The 17,480-nt window shown below is 46.3% G+C and carries 15 protein-coding genes; 14 read left to right on the forward strand and 1 reads right to left on the reverse strand.

What is annotated here, in order from left to right:
• Positions 1-166 precede the first annotated feature (166 nt).
• The 7 genes from tdh (at position 167) to mutL (ending at position 9,903) form a co-directional block, all read left to right on the forward strand.
• Positions 167-1,207, forward strand: coding sequence for an L-threonine 3-dehydrogenase (gene tdh, locus QRD89_RS09390; protein WP_026577437.1), 1,041 nt, complete (start codon positions 167-169; stop codon positions 1,205-1,207).
• A 19-nt stretch (positions 1,208-1,226) separates the two neighbouring features.
• Entirely contained in the window at positions 1,227-2,405 is a 1,179-nt protein-coding gene (locus QRD89_RS09395) for a glycine C-acetyltransferase (protein ID WP_286096776.1), read from the forward strand.
• A gap of 134 nt (positions 2,406-2,539) precedes the next feature.
• On the forward strand, positions 2,540-4,090 hold the full coding sequence (miaB, locus tag QRD89_RS09400; protein WP_286096777.1) for a tRNA (N6-isopentenyl adenosine(37)-C2)-methylthiotransferase MiaB: 1,551 nt from the start codon (positions 2,540-2,542) through the stop codon (positions 4,088-4,090).
• Complete coding sequence (locus tag QRD89_RS09405; RefSeq protein ID WP_008640089.1) at positions 4,091-4,519, forward strand: YlbF/YmcA family competence regulator; 429 nt, start codon at positions 4,091-4,093, stop codon at positions 4,517-4,519.
• A 171-nt stretch (positions 4,520-4,690) separates the two neighbouring features.
• A complete protein-coding gene (locus QRD89_RS09410; RefSeq protein WP_286096778.1) occupies positions 4,691-5,269 on the forward strand; it encodes an outer spore coat protein CotE in 579 nt (192 codons plus the stop codon).
• A 172-nt stretch (positions 5,270-5,441) separates the two neighbouring features.
• Positions 5,442-8,033: a DNA mismatch repair protein MutS gene (mutS, locus tag QRD89_RS09415; protein ID WP_008640091.1), complete on the forward strand. Its 2,592-nt coding sequence runs from the start codon at positions 5,442-5,444 to the stop codon at positions 8,031-8,033.
• A gap of 13 nt (positions 8,034-8,046) precedes the next feature.
• The gene (gene mutL, locus QRD89_RS09420) at positions 8,047-9,903 is read left to right on the forward strand and encodes a DNA mismatch repair endonuclease MutL (RefSeq protein ID WP_286096779.1); all 1,857 of its coding nucleotides are present in this window, start codon (positions 8,047-8,049) and stop codon (positions 9,901-9,903) included.
• A 134-nt stretch (positions 9,904-10,037) separates the two neighbouring features.
• On the opposite strand, the gene QRD89_RS09425 is transcribed toward mutL, so the two are convergent.
• Entirely contained in the window at positions 10,038-10,397 is a 360-nt protein-coding gene (locus QRD89_RS09425) for a helix-turn-helix domain-containing protein (protein WP_286096780.1), read from the reverse strand.
• A gap of 189 nt (positions 10,398-10,586) precedes the next feature.
• On the opposite strand from QRD89_RS09425, the gene miaA reads away from it, so the two are divergent.
• The 7 genes from miaA to glnA all read left to right on the forward strand — a co-directional run bounded on the left by miaA (position 10,587) and on the right by glnA (position 17,305).
• Positions 10,587-11,516 (forward strand): tRNA (adenosine(37)-N6)-dimethylallyltransferase MiaA, encoded by a 930-nt coding sequence (miaA, locus tag QRD89_RS09430; RefSeq protein WP_286096781.1) that lies wholly within the window; start codon positions 10,587-10,589, stop codon positions 11,514-11,516.
• A gap of 45 nt (positions 11,517-11,561) precedes the next feature.
• Entirely contained in the window at positions 11,562-11,786 is a 225-nt protein-coding gene (gene hfq, locus QRD89_RS09435; protein ID WP_008640370.1) for an RNA chaperone Hfq, read from the forward strand.
• 134 nt (positions 11,787-11,920) lie between these two features.
• Positions 11,921-12,862 (forward strand): AAA family ATPase, encoded by a 942-nt coding sequence (locus QRD89_RS09440; protein ID WP_008640369.1) that lies wholly within the window; start codon positions 11,921-11,923, stop codon positions 12,860-12,862.
• A 75-nt stretch (positions 12,863-12,937) separates the two neighbouring features.
• Positions 12,938-14,167, forward strand: a complete 1,230-nt coding sequence (gene hflX, locus QRD89_RS09445) for a GTPase HflX (RefSeq protein WP_008640368.1) — start codon at positions 12,938-12,940, stop codon at positions 14,165-14,167.
• An 18-nt stretch (positions 14,168-14,185) separates the two neighbouring features.
• The gene (locus QRD89_RS09450; RefSeq protein ID WP_008640367.1) at positions 14,186-15,433 is read left to right on the forward strand and encodes a methionine gamma-lyase family protein; all 1,248 of its coding nucleotides are present in this window, start codon (positions 14,186-14,188) and stop codon (positions 15,431-15,433) included.
• A 114-nt stretch (positions 15,434-15,547) separates the two neighbouring features.
• On the forward strand, positions 15,548-15,952 hold the full coding sequence (locus tag QRD89_RS09455) for a MerR family transcriptional regulator (RefSeq protein WP_008640366.1): 405 nt from the start codon (positions 15,548-15,550) through the stop codon (positions 15,950-15,952).
• 21 nt (positions 15,953-15,973) lie between these two features.
• Positions 15,974-17,305 carry a type I glutamate--ammonia ligase gene (gene glnA / locus QRD89_RS09460; RefSeq protein ID WP_008640365.1) on the forward strand — a complete coding sequence of 444 codons (1,332 nt, stop codon included), beginning with the start codon at positions 15,974-15,976 and terminating at the stop codon, positions 17,303-17,305.
• Positions 17,306-17,480 lie beyond the last annotated feature (175 nt).

The raw sequence follows: 17,480 nt of genomic DNA on the forward strand, positions 1-17,480 counted from the left end.
TATAAAAAATTCACAGGACGATCCCTGTGTTGACAACCTTTCTATTGTAAACGTAGTCATTTGTATTTTTACAGTGGACAAACAGGGTTGTTTGTTTTTTTGTTCATGATATAATCCTTGTTATAATAGGTTTAATTAAATGTTATGTTGTAAGGGAGTGTTCACTGTGAACGGAACGATGAAAGCTATAGTAAAGCATCAACGTGGATTGGGCGCAGTATTAAATGAAGTGCCGATTCCTCAGATAAGCGAAGATGAAGTGCTGATTCGTGTGAAAGCTACCTCTATATGCGGTACCGATGTTCACATTTATAATTGGGACGAATGGTCTGCGAGCAGAGTACATCCGCCATATGTGTTTGGTCATGAATTCTCCGGTGAAATTGTGGAAGTTGGTGGTAAAGTAAGCGGCTTTTCTATCGGGGACTTCGTCAGCGCTGAAACTCATCTCGTCTGTGGCCAGTGTCCGCAGTGTCTGACAGGGAAATTCCACATCTGTAAAAATACAAAAATCATTGGAGTCGATACCCAAGGATGCTTCGCGGAATTTGTAGCGCTGCCTGCAAGCAATCTTTGGAAAAACCCGAAGGAAATGCCCGTAGATATCGCTTCGATTCAAGAACCGATGGGTAATGCGGTACATACGGTTTTGAACGGGGAGGTCGCGGGAAAAACGGTAGCAGTCATCGGCTGCGGGCCGATCGGGTTGATGGCCGTAGGAGTGGCGAAAGCAGCAGGAGCTTCCCAAGTGATTGCGCTTGATCTTAATGGCTACCGACTTGGCCTTGCCGAAAAGATGGGTGCGACGAAGGTCGTTGATTCGGGGAAGGTCGACCCGGTAGAAAAGGTGAAAGAATGGACGGACGGCAATGGTGTAGATGTCGTTTGTGAGATGAGCGGACACCCTGTCGCCATGGATCAGGGATTCAAAATGGTGACAAATGGCGGAAGAGTATCTATTCTGAGTCTCCCAACTAACCGAGTCAGCATTGATATAACAAACGATGTTGTTTTTAAAGGGGTAGAGGTTCAGGGAATTACCGGCAGAAAAATGTACGAAACGTGGCAGCAGGTATCCAGACTGCTTCATTCCGGGCAGGTGGATGTGAAACCGATCATCACCCATCATTTGAAGCTGGAAGAGTTTGAGCAGGGGTTCGACTTGATGAATCAAGGGTTATGTGGAAAAGTGGTACTACACCCATAAAATAGGAGGAGGATGTTCGATGAAAGGTTTTGAATACTTACAGGAAGAATTAGATGCGATGCAGGAACAGGGAACGTTTCGGAGGTTAATTCCGCTAGAGTCTGCTCAAGGATCCAAGGTAACCATCAGGGGTAAGGAAGTCATTCAACTTTCTTCCAATAACTATCTCGGGCTCACTTCCCACCCAAAGATGAAGCGTGCGGCCGATGAGGCGAATAAGAAGTACGGCGTCGGCACTGGTTCTGTCCGTACGATTGCAGGTACACTCGAAATGCACGAGGAATTCGAGAAGAAGCTTGCAGAATTTAAGCACACGGAAGCTGCTTTGGTGTTTCAATCCGGTTTTACGACAAACCAGGGAGTCTTGTCGTCCATCCTCGGGAAGGATGATGTCGTTATCTCCGATGAATTGAACCACGCTTCCATCATCGACGGAATCCGGCTGACGAAAGCAGACCGCAAAATCTACAAGCACGTGGATATGGAATCGTTGGAGGATGCATTGAAACAAAGCAGTAACTACCGCACTCGCCTGGTAGTTACGGACGGCGTCTTTTCGATGGACGGAAACATCGCTCCGCTTCCTGAAATCGTCGAACTTGCCGAGAAATACGATGCGCTTGTCATGGTGGATGACGCCCATGCGAGTGGTGTGCTTGGGGATAATGGAAGAGGAACGGTCAATCATTTCAAATTGGACGGCCGTGTCCACATTCAAGTAGGAACGTTAAGTAAAGCGATTGGTGTCTTGGGCGGATATGTAGCTAGTACGAAAACGCTGCGAGACTACTTGATCCATAAAGGCCGCCCGTTCTTGTTCAGCACGTCTCATCCACCGGCAGTTACGGCGGCTAATGCTGCAGCTATCGATGTTCTTCTTGAAGAACCGGAATTGATTGAGAAACTGTGGAATAACACATCCTTCTTCAAGCAAGGCTTACAGCAACTCGGGTTTGATACAGGAATCAGTGAAACACCTGTCACACCAGTGATGGTAGGGGATGATGCGTTGACCCACAAGTTCTCTGATGAACTCTTCGGAGAGGGCGTCTTCGCGCAGGGAATTGTTTTTCCTACCGTTCAGAGAGGGAAAGGAAGAATTCGAACGATCGTGACTGCGGAGCATTCGCAGGAAGAGCTTCAGGAGGCGCTTGATGCTTTTGAAAAAGTAGGGAAGAAGCTAGGTATAATTGAATGAGGAAGAGACCACCATGGTAAAACATGGTGGTTTTTTCTGGGAAAATTACTTAAATCGAAGGATAACGCTTAAATATTATTTGGAAAATTGATATAATGATACAGTGAGCAGGTACGGTTCGAAAGGAGATCATTATGAACGAACAGCAGAAGAAAGAGATGTCGCAGATCAAACCGGCATCCAACAGTAACCTGGAACGATTGAAACAAAAAACAAGCGAAGACTTCATGAAATATTTCGAAACTACATATCAGCCTCCTAACATGCGTGATGCCCAACGCCGGAAGCGGAAAGATACAGATGTACTCTATGATTTTCATATTCCTGAGGGTATGATGGAAGCAGGTAAAGGCAAGAAATACTTAATTCGTACTTATGGCTGTCAGATGAACGAGCATGATACAGAAGTAATGGCGGGTATCCTTGAAGCGATGGGCTATGAATCTACGGACACCGCAAAAGAAGCAGATATCATCCTCCTTAACACGTGTGCCATTCGGGAGAATGCAGAGAACAAAGTGTTCGGGGAGATCGGTCATTTGAAACCGCTTAAAACAGAAAATCCTAACCTGATTCTAGGTGTGTGCGGCTGTATGTCCCAGGAAGAATCCGTGGTAAATCGCATTCTGAAGAAACATCCTTTTATCGATTTAATCTTCGGGACTCATAATATTCATAAGCTTCCTGAACTTGTCCAGGAAGCTGTGTTTGGCAAAGAAATGGTGATCGACGTTTGGTCCAAAGAGGGAGATATTATTGAAAATCTCCCCCGCTCCCGTAAAGGCAGGATTAAGGCATGGGTGAATATCATGTACGGATGTGATAAATTCTGTACATACTGCATTGTTCCCTATACCCGTGGGAAAGAGAGGAGCAGGCTTCCGGAGGATATCATTCAGGAAGTTCGTCATCTTGCGGCACAAGGGTATAAGGAAATCACTCTCCTTGGTCAGAACGTGAACGCTTATGGGAAAGATCTGGATGGGGGATACGGACTCGGAGACTTGATGGATGAACTCAGGGCGATTGACATTCCGCGTATTAGATTCACTACGTCTCACCCGAGGGATTTTGATGAGCGATTAATTGAAGTCCTTGCTAAAGGCGGAAATATGCTCGATCATATTCACCTGCCCGTACAGTCGGGGAATACCGAAATTCTAAAAATCATGGGTAGAAAGTATTCCAGGGAAGACTACATGGAGCTCGTTCGCAACATACGTGCGGCTATGCCGGATGCGACGCTTACGACCGATATAATTGTCGGCTTTCCAAATGAAACGGAAGAGCAGTTCCGGGATACGCTCTCCCTTGTCGAGGAAGTCGGGTTCGAAGCAGCCTACACGTTCATCTATTCCCCTCGGGAAAATACGCCGGCTGCTAGGATGGAAGACAATGTATCCATGGAAGAGAAGAAAGACAGGCTTCAACGTCTCAACAAGATTGTGAACAAGCAGTCGGCAGAGGCGATGAAGACGTATGAAGGGGAAATTGTCGACGTTCTGATAGAGGGAGAAAGTAAAAATAACCCGGAGGTCCTTGCTGGGTATACGAAACGTAATAAACTTGTCAATGTCCGGGCACCGCGTGAGGTCATTGGACAGATCATTCCTGTGAGAGTCGTCAAGGCCAAAACATGGTCCCTGGACGGAGAAATGATTGCAGAAAAAGTAGAGGTGAAATGAATGGCACAATACACAAGGCAGCAAGTAGTTGACGAAGCAAAAAAATTGGCTAAAATGATGGCTGAAATAGATGAAATTGATCGTTTTAAGCAGCTGGAAGCTAAGTTGAATGAGAACCTTAAAGTACAGGCTCACATTAAAAAGATCAAAGCATTACAGAAGCAGGCCGTCAATTTCCAAGCTTACGGAAAAAGCGAAGCCCTTCAGAAAATAGAAGGAGAAATTGATCGTCTTCAGGATGAACTGGATGCTATTCCGGTGGTGGCGGAGTTTAAAGATTCGCAGACCGTCATCAATGATATTCTCCAAATGGTCTCCAACACCATATCCCGGGAAGTTACGAATGAAGTCATTCGATCCACCGGCGGAGACGTACTGGAAGGCAAAACCGGATCAGCGAACAAAGATAGTCATGGCTGCAGTCATTAATGCATACACTTCCGTCAGAGGGTTTTCCCCTCTGGCGGATTTTTTTCGTACAATTTTATGGGCTAGTGCATAGAATGAATTAAACACGTCCTTAGACCTTTGCCCTGCAAGTAACTATTCGCCCAACCCCTGCATAGAATGGTTGGTAGAATAAGGAGGAGTGAAAACCCTATGTCTTATTTCGAAAGAGATTACAGAGAAATCATCACAAAGGCCGTCATTGGAAAAGGGAAAAAGTTCACAGAATCTACGCACACCATCAGCCCCTCACACCGCCCGACCAGTATTCTCGGATGCTGGGTCATCAATCACATCTACAATGCTAAGAAGAAAGGAGAACATGTAGAAGTATCAGGAAGTTACGATATTAACGTATGGTATTCCTATAACGACAATACAAAAACAGAAGTCGTCACCGAGCGCGTCAGTTACTGCGATTATGTTAAACTATCCGTCAAAGATGACAACTGTATACATGATGACTTTGAGGTAATCGCAAAAGTAGTGCAGCAGCCGAACTGTCTGGAAGCAAACATTTGTCCAAAAGGGCAGAAAATCATTGTCGAGGTCGAGCGTGAATTTATCGTTGATGTTATTGGGGAAACGAAGCTTTGTGTGAAGGTTGACCCACACGGCTGTGATAAGAAAGAAGATTACGAGAGTGATTTGTCCTCCGATGATTTCTCTGCGATCGAGACGGACTTCCTGCCATCATCATCCAGTTCTCATCATCATGATAAGAAAGACTGAAGATAGAATTCCTTGCTGTCTCAGCGAGGTTTTCTTTTTAGGACGAAGAAGGGTTGTGTATCCGGCAGCCCTTCTTCTTGTATTTTAGGGAATGAACAAGTTTATAGGAGAGGATTGCGCCTTATGCTATAATGAGTGGAGAACAATTACGTACGTTTTGGAGGATTTACCAATGGCACAATACACACCAATGATGCAGCAATATTTGAAGATCAAGGCAGATCAGCAGGATGCTTTTCTGTTTTTTCGTTTAGGAGATTTTTATGAAATGTTCTTTGAGGATGCCATTCAGGCATCGAAGGAACTCGAGATAACGCTTACGAGCAGGGATGGAGGGTCCAGCGACCGGATTCCGATGTGCGGAGTTCCTTATCATTCTGCTGAAAATTACATAAAACAGCTTGTTGAGAAAGGGTACAAGGTGGCCATCTGTGAGCAGGTGGAAGATCCGAAAGCCGCTAAAGGCGTCGTCAAACGGGAAGTCGTTCAATTGATCACTCCCGGGACGGTCATGGAAGGGAGTATGCTGGAAGAGAAGGAAAATAACTATGTAGCTGCTCTAAGTTCATTTGATGACGGATCTTATGTCGTCAGTTACAACGATTTGACGACCGGTGAGAACAGCGCTGCACTCGTTACGGGTGGTTTCGATGCCGCACTAAGTGAGTTATACAACCGTCCCGTTAAAGAAGTGGTCGTAGCTTCCGACTTTGATGCCGCCCACCAGTCTGTACTCTCCGACCGCTTAGGGTATACGGTATCCCATCAGGACGATGCATCGATCAGTCCGCCGTTTCGACAGCTGGTAGAAGGTGTAAGGGAAGAAAAATTAATATTTGGATTCGGACGTCTTTTGAATTATATCCAGCATACCCAGAAGCGGGCGCTGGATCACCTTCAGCCTCTTCAAATCATCGAATTGAAACAATACATGACGCTTGATATGTATTCGAAGCGGAACCTGGAACTTTTGGAAACGATCCGCAAACAAGGGAAAGCAGGAAGCCTCCTTTCCGTGGTGGATAAGACGATTACTTCCATGGGTGCGAGAATGTTAAAGAAGTGGATGGAACGTCCGCTTCTGTCTGCTGACGCCATTGCGGACCGCCATGATCAGGTGGAGGGTTTCCTTGATCAGTTTATTGAAAGAGAAACACTTCGCGACGAATTAACAAACGTGTACGATCTGGAGCGTCTTGCAGGAAGAGTTGCTTATGGGAACGTCAACGCAAGAGATTTGATTCAACTCCGTAACTCCTTGCAGAAAATTCCGGATATTTTATCAACATTGTCCCGTTTTACACACGGTTCCATCCATAGGCTTTATGAAAAGATTGATCCACTTAAAGACCTCCGTCATCTTCTTGAAGAAAGCATCGCAGAAGATCCTCCCATCGCAGTGAAGGAGGGAGGGATCATCCGGTCCGGTTTCCATGAACAGCTGGATGCCTACCGGGATGCTTCCAAAAATGGTAAGCAGTGGATTGCAGAGCTGGAGCAGAGAGAGCGGAAGGAGAGCGGGATCAAGTCGCTTAAGATCGGTTATAACCGGGTGTTCGGATACTATATTGAAGTGACAAAAGCGAACCTTAAGTTTCTTCCTGAAGGGAAATATGAACGGAAACAGACATTGACAAATGCAGAACGATTCATTACTCCTGAGCTGAAAGAGAAAGAAACAATGATACTTGAAGCCCAGGAGAAGAGTGTGGAACTCGAGTATGAACTGTTCCTCAAAATAAGAGACGAAGTGAAGTTTTACGTCCAGAAGCTTCAGCACCTTGCTGAACAAATCAGCAGAATCGATGTTCTTCAGGGCTTTGCACAGGTAGCTGAATCCTCTCAATACGTACGACCGACATATCGACAAGAACGAATCGTCGACATTAGAGAAGGGCGCCATCCGGTGGTGGAACAGGTGATGAAGGACAGCACCTTTGTTCCGAACGATATTTATATGGACGAAGAAACGGATGTCCTGTTGATCACAGGTCCTAACATGTCCGGTAAAAGTACGTATATGCGTCAGCTTGCTTTAACGGCTATCATGGGCCAGATGGGGTGTTTCGTCCCTTGTTCATCAGCAGTGATGCCGATTTTTGATCAAATATTCACAAGAATTGGTGCGGCGGACGACCTTGTTTCCGGTCATAGTACGTTCATGGTGGAAATGCTGGAAGCCAATCATGCCATCAGTCATGCCACGGAAAACAGCATGATTCTGCTTGATGAAATAGGAAGAGGGACGAGCACCTACGACGGAATGGCTCTTGCTCAGGCAATCGTTGAATATATCCACCATGATATTAAAGCGAAGACGCTGTTTTCTACGCATTATCATGAGCTTACATCACTTGAGAATCCACTGAAGCGGCTGAAGAATGTACACGTTCGTGCAGAGGAATATGAGGGAAATGTTATTTTCCTTCACCAGATAAAAGAAGGACCAGCGGATGAAAGTTATGGTATCCACGTAGCTAAGCTCGCGAACCTACCGGAGCCTTTGATCGGCCGGGCGACAGAACTGCTGCACCAGCTGGAGAACGGCAGTCATACGGAAGAGCCTTCGTCTGTAGAAGCAGCTGCCAGTCTGGAGGAGGAACAACAACTCAGTCTATTTGTTGAGGAGACAAAACAGAAGGAAGAGAAGAAGAAGTCTTCCTCCGTGATAGAAAAACGGCTGAAAGCTCTTGATTTAATGGAAATGACGCCGATGGAGGCCATGAACGAATTATACAGCCTTCAGAAAGAACTGAAGAAGTAAGGGGGACACAGAGATGGCGCGTATACGCCTTATGCCGGACCATTTAGCCAACAAAATAGCGGCAGGGGAAGTTGTTGAACGGCCCGCCTCTGTTGTAAAGGAGTTAATAGAAAACAGCATTGATGCCGGTGCATCATGGATTAAAGTCGAACTGCTTGAAGCAGGGCTTGAGCGTATTCGGATCACTGATGACGGTTCCGGTATGGAGGAGGAGGACTGTGAGAGGGCATTCCTTCGTCATGCTACGAGTAAGATCAAGGATGAAAATGATCTGTTCCATGTCCGTACCCTCGGCTTCCGGGGAGAGGCCCTTGCCAGTATTGCGGCGGTCAGCCGTCTGACGGTACAGACTTCCACCGGCGACGCGGCCGGGACGAAACTGACTCTTGAAGGGGGAAAGCTCCTTTCCAAAACGAAAAGTGATGCCAGAAAAGGGACGGATATCACGGTAGATGAACTTTTTTATAATACGCCTGCAAGGCTGAAGTATATGAAGACGATTCATACGGAACTGGGGCATGTCACAGATATCCTCAACCGGGTGGCTCTCGCTCATCCAGAAGTCCAGATACTCTGCGTCCATAATGAAAAGCAGATTTTTAAAACGAACGGCCGGGGAGACCTCCTTCAGGTGGTTGCCAACATTTACGGGATGAACGTTGCAAGGAAAATGGTAGCAATCGAAGCGGAAAATGCAGACTTTAAAATCACCGGCTTTATTGCTAAACCGGAAGTTTACCGCGCATCCAGAAACTATATGTCTACAATCATCAACGGTCGTTTTATCAGAAGCATACCCTTGAATAAAGCAGTCCTTCAAGGCTATCACACGCTTCTTCCGATTGGTAAAAGCCCTATTGTCGTTTTAAACATCGATATGGATCCGATTCTTGTGGACGTGAACGTACATCCGTCGAAGCTGGAAGTTCGTTTCAGTAAAGAAAAAGAATTGTTCGGCCTGCTTGAGGATACGATCAGGCAGGCGTTTCGAAAGCAGACGCTTATTCCTGAGGTGGAAGAAAAGAAAGAAAAACCGGAGAAATTAAAGTCTACACAGACCTCTATGGAGCTTTATGAAACGAAAAAAGAGGAAGCGCATAAGCACCAGGAGGAAACAATCGGCCAGCTGATTGAAGCAGACGCACCTTTCGAACGACGGGTGGACAATTATACTGCCCGGCAGGACGTCCTTTTGAAAGAAATGGAAGAGCCGTTCGGCAAAGAAGAACGGACTGTCCCCTCCGTCGATTTAACGAGGATGAAAGAAGAGGAGTCACAGCCAAAGAAAAGGGTGCCGACCATGTATCCGATTGGTCAGCTCCACGGGACATATATATTGGCTCAGAATGAAGAGGGTATGTATATCGTCGATCAGCACGCAGCTCAGGAGCGGATCAAGTATGAATTCTTTCGTGATAAGTTAGCGGAAGTGGAGCATGAAGTACAGGAACTCCTCGTCCCGATGACGTTTGATTTTTCAAGGCAGGAGTCGCTGCGCCTGGAAGAACATAAAGAAGAATTAGAGAAAGCAGGTCTTTTCTTTGAATCATTCGGAGAAACCAGTTACATTATCCGCAGCCATCCAATCTGGTTTCCGAAAGGATTTGAAGAGGAGATCATTGATGAAATGATCCAACAGCTGATCACCGAAGAGAGAATTGATATTCTCAAACTTCGTGAAGAAGCGGCAATACTAATGTCCTGCAAACGATCCATTAAAGCAAATCATTATTTGAACCAGGAAGATATGTTCCGTCTGCTGGAGGATCTCCGTAATTCCACGGATCCATTTACGTGTCCGCACGGCCGGCCGATTATTGTTTTTTTCTCAGAATATGAAATGGAGAAAATGTTCAAACGTGTTATGTGATCGTTTCAATTGTTAAGAAATAACCCCAAAAGAAGCTTCTGGAATAGAAGCTTCTTTTGGGGTTATTTTGTTTACATAATATAATTACGATCATTATTTTGTCGATTAGCTCGTTAAGCTCCCGTAGGGGAGGGTTAGGATATATTTTTTTGTTGGAGAAGGAACCGGAAATAATTATCAATCTGTTTAATATCATCCGGTTGAATACCGAACCAGGCGCTCTTATCAAAGAAAACGGGTTTGTTATAACCTTTCGTTTCGAGCAGCTGCTTGATCTCACGCATTTCATCTTCCTGCTCATCACTTAAGCCAAGCAGGTAATCAGCGGTAGTATGAAGAGCGTTGGCGATCTTCGTCAGATCATCCAGATCAGGAGAAGTATAATTGCGTTCCCAATTTGATACGACTTGAGGGGATACACCGACTTTTTCAGCAAGCATCGACTGCGTTAATCGTCTTTCCTTTCTAAGCGAACGAATCCTTTTATGGACCAATTCAGTCGCCTCCTTTCCTATACTATAACACATACTAACGAGATGCGATAGTGAAACTAACGAATATTTTGAATATTACTAACGGAACTCGTTGGTTTGGGTAACGAAATCCGTTAGTTTGGCTCGTGAGGTATGATTCTGTAGGGATTCCTGTATAATAGGTATCAGCTTTGTTTAGGAGGTAATGGCTTGAAACCGAAAGTAATATCAGTGGTTGGCCCGACAGCCGTCGGAAAATCGAACCTTGGAGTGCGGATTGCGAAGCGTTTCGACGGAGAGGTGATCAGTGGTGATTCCATGCAGATTTACCGGACGATGGATATCGGTACCGCCAAAGTGACGAAAGACGAGATGGAAGGTATCCCGCACCATATGATTGATATCAAAGGTCCGGAGGAAAGCTTCTCCGTGGCGGAATTCCAGGAGAGAGTCCATGGCTTAATCCATGCCATCACTAATCGTGGAAAGCTTCCTGTGCTCGTAGGTGGGACGGGTCTGTACATACAAGCAACGCTTTATGATTTCAATTTTGCAGAGGAAAAGAAAAATCCGGAAGTTATGGAACGACTCGAACAGGAGTTGGAGGCTAATGGGAAAGAAAATATGTACAAGCGGTTGGAAGAAATCGATCCTACGCATGCAGCTTCTGTTCATCCGAACAACGTGCGCCGGGTGCTCAGAGGTCTGGAGCTCTATGAAACAACAGGGAGGACGATGAGTGAATATCAACAAAACCAGGCATCTGAGTCTCCTTTTGATCCATTCCTCATTGGACTCGAAATGGAAAGGTCCTGTCTTTATCAAAGAATCGATGAACGTGTAGATACCATGATCGCATCAGGGCTTCTTGATGAAGTGCGCACTCTCTTCGAGGACGGGCTGGAAGATTCTCAATCCATGAAAGCCATCGGCTACAAAGAGCTCCTTCCATATCTTAAAGGAGAAGGCACCCTGGAAGATGCGGTTGCCATTCTGAAGAGAAATTCCAGACGTTACGCTAAACGGCAATACACCTATTTTAAAAACAAAATGGACGTTTGCTGGTATGAAGTATCACCGGAGACGTACGAAGAGAAATTTGAAACAATTTTAGCCGATTTAGCAGGAAAGATCCGATAATACGTAGAAACGTACTAGTATAGATAGAAAAGAGGAGGAAGATCCATGGCTCAAACAGTAAATATCCAAGATAACTATTTAAACCAACTAAGAAAAGAACGTATGCAGGTGACCGTCTTTCTGCTCAACGGTTTCCAATTGAGAGGTGTAGTGAAAGCGTTCGATAACTTTACCGTGCTTCTGGAGACGGAAGGGAAGCAGCAGCTTATCTTTAAGCATGCGATTTCCACCTTCGCTCCGCTCAAGAACATTTCATTGGATAAAGAGTAATACCCTTTTCAAATTCGAACGTTACAGAAAGCGGGTATCCCGGTAATTGCGGGGTACCCGCTTTCTTTTCCTGGGCGTTTGTCACAGGGGATTCCTTCGATGCGTATGATGAAGGGAATTGAGGAGGGATCCATGTGCAACCGCAAGCGAAAACAGCGAAACCCGGCACGATCAATATCGTCCTTCATGAATCAAAAGATAGAACGGTTCCGGTTGGTAAGGGGAAAAGGGTGGAGAAGTCCGTCCCTCTCTTCCATAGAATTGATGAGTATTTCGCCTCTATTATCGGCATGGAAGATCTGAAGCGGAGAGTGAAGGAGATTTATGCCCAGGTGTTGATTGCGAAGAAAAGGGAAGCGGAAGGGTTAAAGGCTAGTGCCCAAGTGCTCCACATGGTGTTTAAAGGGAACCCCGGTACTGGGAAAACAACGGTGGCCAGGATGGTAGCTGCTCTTTTTAATGAAATCGATGTTCTCGAAAAAGGGCATTTCATTGAGGCGGATCGAAGTGATCTCGTCGGTGAATATATCGGGCATACGGCTCAGAAAACGAAAGACTTAATTCATAAAGCGCTGGGCGGGGTGCTGTTTATCGATGAGGCTTATTCTCTTGCGCGCGGGGGAGAAAAGGATTTTGGGAAGGAAGCGATCGACACGTTGGTCAAGTGCATGGAAGATCACCATGATAAGTTAATTATCATTCTTGCCGGTTATCCGGAAGAAATGGAAGATTTTCTGACAATAAACCCGGGTCTTGCTTCCAGGTTTCCTATTCAGCTGCCTTTCGAGAATTATCAACCGGAGGAGCTTGCCATGATTGCTTCCGGAATGATCAAGGACCGCGATTATCGAATGACTCGCGATGCAGAAAGGAAGCTTTCCCAGCACCTGCGGCTGGTATGCCGCGAACGAAAGAGAAATTTCTCGAACGCCCGCTACGTCAGGAACATGATAGAAGATGCGATCAGGAAGCAGGCGTGGCGTGTCATCAACGGAACGGATTACAAAAAGGAAACGTTGATGACTTTAGGTGCGTCTGATTTTTGTTTCGATGCTTCAGCTCATTTTATTGACTAGTTTACGGGAAACATGTATTCGGTCCTGCTTTTTGTTATGATGGATGGGGATAGATAGAGAAAAGAAGGTGAAAGCATGAAAGAGACAGCGATTTTAGTTGCAAGAAAAGACCCGCGGGCGGACGAAGAACGGTTTCAGTCTTCCCTTCAGGAGCTTCAATCTCTGACCGAGACGGCAGGTGGAGAAGTCTGTAAAATCATCACCCAGAGCAGGGACCGGGTTCACCCGGCTACTTATCTGGGGCAAGGGAAATTGGAAGAAATTAAGCTGGAGGCAGAAGCTGCCGAAGCGGAGTTAATTATATTCAATGATGAACTTTCACCTGGTCAGTTAAGGAACATATCCGATCGGGTGGAGCGTCGTGTTATTGACCGCAGCCAGCTCATTCTGGACATTTTCGCCGGGCGTGCCCGAACGAAGGAAGGGAAGTTGCAGGTGGAACTCGCTCAGTTGCAATATCTGCTTCCGAGACTCGCTGGTCAAGGTACGGCTCTGTCCCGTCTCGGTGGAGGGATCGGGACGCGTGGGCCGGGAGAAACGAAGTTGGAAACGGATCGGCGCCATATCCAACGCCGGATTGACGACATTAAAGTCAGGCTTGACACAGTCGTACGACAACGGGAGCAGTACCGCAAACGCCGCAAGGAAAATCGTGCCTATCAAATTGCGATTGTCGGATACACCAATGCGGGGAAGTCCACTTTCTTCAATAGAGTGACAGAAAGCCAGTCGTTTGAAGAAGATCTACTGTTTGCGACGCTCGATCCGCTGACGAGGCAGTTGAACCTCCCATCCGGTTTCCGTGTGCTTTTATCGGATACAGTCGGGTTCATTCAGGATCTGCCAACAACGCTCATTGCAGCCTTCCGTTCCACCTTGGAAGAGGTGACAGAGGCGGATTTCGTTCTGCACATGGTAGATGCCTCTCATCCTGATCATATCCAGCAGGAAAAAACGGTTAGAAAGCTGTTGGAAGAACTGGGGGCTTCGCGGCTGCCGATGGTCACCGTATATAATAAAAAAGATCTCCTTACTGGAGACTTCATTCCGCCGAGCCACCCTTCCTTGACGGTCAGTGTCCACGACCCGATCGATTTGAAGCGTGTGCTTCATAAAGTGGAAGATACATGGAAGGAAGACTGGGTGGAATATGATGTGTTTATACCCGCTTCAGATGGAAAACGTCTGCAGCGATTCCGCTCTTCCAGTATCGTTACATCCATGCTGTTCAAGGAAGATCAGGAAGGGTATGCGCTCCACGGCTTCATTGATCCGGATCACCCTTTAAAACATCAGATATTATAATGTAAGGAAGTTGTCAACATGAATGTACAAGAAGTGAAACAAAGAACAGAAGATACCATTAAACTGCAGCACCAAGCTATTCAAAGCACTGTAGAATACAACCAAGAAAAAGTGCTTCGTGCCTTTCAGGAACTTCGCGTCAGCGATTCCCATTTTCATCCGACGACAGGGTATGGATATGATGATTTCGGACGTGACACCCTCGAAGCGCTCTATGCGGCCATTTTTCAAGCAGAAGACGCACTGGTGCGGCCTCAACTCATATCGGGCACCCACGCCATAACGACCGCCTTGTTCGGCGTTCTTCGCCCTCAGGATGAACTGCTTTATATTTCCGGGGAACCATATGATACGCTGCATGAAGTGATTGGCCGTCCGGATGGAACGGATAAAGGTTCGCTCCGTGATTTTGGGATCGGATACAAATCCGTGCCGCTTCAGGCGGATGGTTCTTTTGACAGAGAAGGCATAAGAGCCGCGATCCATTCCAATACAAAAGTAGTCGCTATCCAGCGTTCCAAAGGGTATGAGGACCGGCCCTCTTTCCTAATCGAAGAAATCCGGTCCATCATTGAACACGTGCGAAGCATCAAACCTGATGTCGTTGTATTTGTAGATAATTGCTACGGAGAATTCGTAGAACGGGAAGAACCGATTCAGGCGGGAGCGGATCTGATTGCCGGCTCGTTAATTAAGAATCCCGGCGGTGGTATTGCACGGATCGGCGGGTACATAGCAGGCCGTAAAGAATTGATTGAACAGTGCAGCTATCGATTGACAGCCCCGGGGCTTGGAAAGGAAACGGGAGCAAGCCTGAATATGCTCCAGGAAATGTACCAAGGCATCTTCCTTGCACCGAATGTCGTCGGAGAAGCGTTGAAAGGAGCGGTTTTCACTGCCAAGTTCCTTGCAGAGCTTGGTTTCCGTACAAACCCATCCTTCGATGCCCGCAGGACGGACTTGATCCAATCGGTTAGTTTTGATACAGCCGATCAAATGATACGGTTCTGTCAAACGATTCAACAAGCTTCTCCTGTCAATTCCCATGTCCGTCCGGAACCAAGTCCTATGCCGGGGTATGAAGATCCGGTGATTATGGCTGCCGGAACCTTTATTCAAGGGGCGAGTCTCGAACTTACAGCAGACGGACCGATCCGTCCACCATACACAGCATTTGTCCAAGGAGGACTAACATATGCCCATGTGAAAATTGCTGTGCAAAAGGCTGTGGACCAGCTTATATCTGAAGGCATGGTGAAAGTGTGAAAGCATTTCCAAAGCATTGGGAACATTAATGTGTAAACATTTCTCACATATGTTGACATATACCTTGCGTATCGTATAATGAAGGTATCATTCTTATGGGAGGAGGGCACATCGATGAGTGATGAAATTCGTCGTTCCATGCCGTTGTTCCCAATGGGGATTGTTCAATCTCTTACTGATCTGACTGCGAGGCAGATCCGGTACTATGAGCAGCATAAGCTGATCAATCCGGCCAGGTCGGAGGGGAATCGCCGCATATACTCCTTTAATGATGTCGACCGGTTGCTTGAAATCAAGGACCTCATCGACCAAGGGGTTAACATGGCGGGGATCAAGAAAGTTCTCAAGCTTGAAGAGAAGCCTGAGAATGAAGCATATAATGAAGAAGAAGTGAAGGAAGTCCATAATGAACTGACTGAGAAAGAGCTTCGTCGTATGCTGCAGCAAGAACTATTCACATCGGGAAGACAAGGCAAGCTAGGAATCAGACAGGGAGAAATGTCCCGGTTCTTTCATTAATCGTTTCAAGGGGGAAATCCAATGGGTTTAACAAAAGAAGAAATTTACAAAAAAATCGATGAAGAAAACGTACGGTTTATCCGTCTCCAGTTTACGGATATGCTCGGTACGATCAAAAACGTAGAAATTCCACTGAGCCAGCTGGACAAAGCGCTGGACGGCATGATGATGTTCGACGGTTCCTCCATTGAAGGATTCGTTCGGATCGAGGAATCCGATATGTATCTTGTACCTGACATCGATACATTCGTCGTTTTCCCATGGTCTTCAGAAAAAGGCAAAGTGGCACGATTCATCTGTGATATTTACAACCCAGATCAGACTCCTTTTGAAGGTTGCCCGCGTTACAACTTAAAGCGCAACCTCAAGAAGATGGAAGAACTTGGATTCTCCGCTTTTAATATCGGTACAGAGCCGGAATTCTTCCTTTTCAAATTAGATGAAAAAGGCGAACCGACGATGGAATTGAACGACAAAGGCGGGTATTTCGATTTAGCACCGACCGATCTCGGTGAAAACTGCCGTCGTGATATCGTCTTAGAGCTGGAAGAAATGGGATTTGAGATTGAAGCATCCCACCACGAAGTTGCTCCCGGGCAGCACGAAATTGATTTCCGTTATTCCGATGCCCTGAAGCATTGTGACGATATCCAGACATTTAAATTGGCAGTAAAAACCATTGCGCGTAAGCACGGTCTTCACGCTACCTTCATGCCTAAGCCGCTCTTCGGCGTGAACGGATCCGGTATGCACGCAAACATGTCTTTGTTTAATGAGAAGGGGAATGCCTTCTTCGACGAAAACGGAAAAGACCAGTTATCAGAAGTCGCTTATCAATTTACAGCAGGGATCATCAAGCACGCGACCAGCTTTACTGCTGTGACGAACCCTACTGTAAACTCCTATAAGCGTCTCGTTCCTGGCTATGAGGCACCTTGCTACGTTGCTTGGTCCGGACAAAACCGCAGTCCCCTCGTCCGCGTACCTACATCCCGTGGGTTGAGCACGCGAATTGAAGTGAGGAGCGTCGACCCATCCGCAAACCCTTATATGGCAATGGCAGTCCTGTTGTCCGCTGGCCTCGATGGGGTGAAGAATAAGCTGGAAGCACCGGCTCCGGTTGATCGCAACATCTATGTCATGGACAAAAAAGAACGGGAAGCGCACGGTGTGAAAGATCTGCCCGCAACCCTTTACGATGCCCTTGTAGAGCTGCAAAAAGATTCGATCATGGTGGAAGCTCTTGGAGAGCACCTTTTCGAACACTTCATTGAAGCAAAGGAAATCGAATGGGATATGTTCCGCACACAGGTTCATCCGTGGGAAAGAGAGCAATATCTGCAAACGTATTAAACCTTAAAACCCTTGGGGCTCTAAGCCTCGAGGTTTTTTTATATTCAATGCCCAAGCGCTTGTATAACAGGAATTCTTACAAGCTGATTCCTTGATTTCCATAGCCCTTTCGTTATGCTGAGGAAGGAGAATTAATATGTGGATTAGGTATAAAATGAGCATAGATGACAATCAC

The sequence above is a fragment of the Halobacillus sp. ACCC02827 genome, from assembly GCF_030291935.1.
GTDB lineage: Bacteria > Bacillota > Bacilli > Bacillales > Halobacillaceae > Halobacillus.

Coding starts and splice junctions, on each gene's coding strand:
- QRD89_RS09395 (WP_286096776.1), top strand. CDS start 1,227: ATGAAAGGTTTTGAATACTTACAGGAAGAATTAGATGCGATGCAGGAA.
- miaB (WP_286096777.1), top strand. CDS start 2,540: ATGAACGAACAGCAGAAGAAAGAGATGTCGCAGATCAAACCGGCATCC.
- QRD89_RS09405 (WP_008640089.1), top strand. CDS start 4,091: ATGGCACAATACACAAGGCAGCAAGTAGTTGACGAAGCAAAAAAATTG.
- QRD89_RS09410 (WP_286096778.1), top strand. CDS start 4,691: ATGTCTTATTTCGAAAGAGATTACAGAGAAATCATCACAAAGGCCGTC.
- mutS (WP_008640091.1), top strand. CDS start 5,442: ATGGCACAATACACACCAATGATGCAGCAATATTTGAAGATCAAGGCA.
- mutL (WP_286096779.1), top strand. CDS start 8,047: ATGGCGCGTATACGCCTTATGCCGGACCATTTAGCCAACAAAATAGCG.
- hfq (WP_008640370.1), top strand. CDS start 11,562: ATGGCTCAAACAGTAAATATCCAAGATAACTATTTAAACCAACTAAGA.
- hflX (WP_008640368.1), top strand. CDS start 12,938: ATGAAAGAGACAGCGATTTTAGTTGCAAGAAAAGACCCGCGGGCGGAC.
- QRD89_RS09450 (WP_008640367.1), top strand. CDS start 14,186: ATGAATGTACAAGAAGTGAAACAAAGAACAGAAGATACCATTAAACTG.
- QRD89_RS09455 (WP_008640366.1), top strand. CDS start 15,548: ATGAGTGATGAAATTCGTCGTTCCATGCCGTTGTTCCCAATGGGGATT.
- glnA (WP_008640365.1), top strand. CDS start 15,974: ATGGGTTTAACAAAAGAAGAAATTTACAAAAAAATCGATGAAGAAAAC.